This window comes from Novosphingobium sp. GW835-FHT14H07 (assembly GCF_058793515.1).
In genome coordinates this window covers 1-500 of record NZ_JBXAFX010000092.1, presented here as the reverse complement: position 1 = coordinate 500, position 500 = coordinate 1, and the positions used below count along the sequence as shown (strand labels likewise).

Annotated in this window: 1 protein-coding gene; it reads left to right on the top strand. The window is 62.2% G+C overall.

What is annotated here, in order from left to right; all coding sequences use genetic code 11:
* Nucleotides 1-320 (top strand): ATP-binding protein (locus tag AC1Q5P_RS21955; protein ID WP_164847550.1); only part of this gene is annotated, 320 nt, incomplete at its 5' end.
* Nucleotides 321-500: the final 180 nt, after the last annotated feature.

The window sequence follows — 500 nt, the reverse complement described above, 5'->3', positions numbered from 1 at the left end:
TGGTGACACGCCTCGAAGAGGAGACCCGGATCGGCAAAGGCGGGACCCTGGCGGCGCAGCTGTCGCGGCTCGACCTGATCGTTCTCGACGAGCTCGGTTATCTGCCGTTCGCCCGCTCGGGAGGGCAGTTGCTGTTCCACCTCATCAGCAAGCTTTATGAGCGGACCAGCGTCATCATCACCACGAACCTCGCCTTCGGCGAATGGCCGACCGTGTTCGGCGATCCCAAGATGACCACGGCGCTGCTCGACCGCGTCACCCACCACTGCGATATCGTCGAGACGGGCAACGACAGCTGGCGCTTCAAAAACCGCAGCTGACAGCCACCTTCGGCGCCTTCAAAAATCTATCTTGCGCTGCGCGCGCCTCCGGTCGGGCTACGCCCGCCCTCCGCCGCACGCAGCGCAAGGCCATCTTCAACAAACCAGCATCATATTATCTGAAAAGGGGGTCCCTCTTCGACGCCGATCGGGGGTCCCTTTTGAACGCCGTTTGACAGT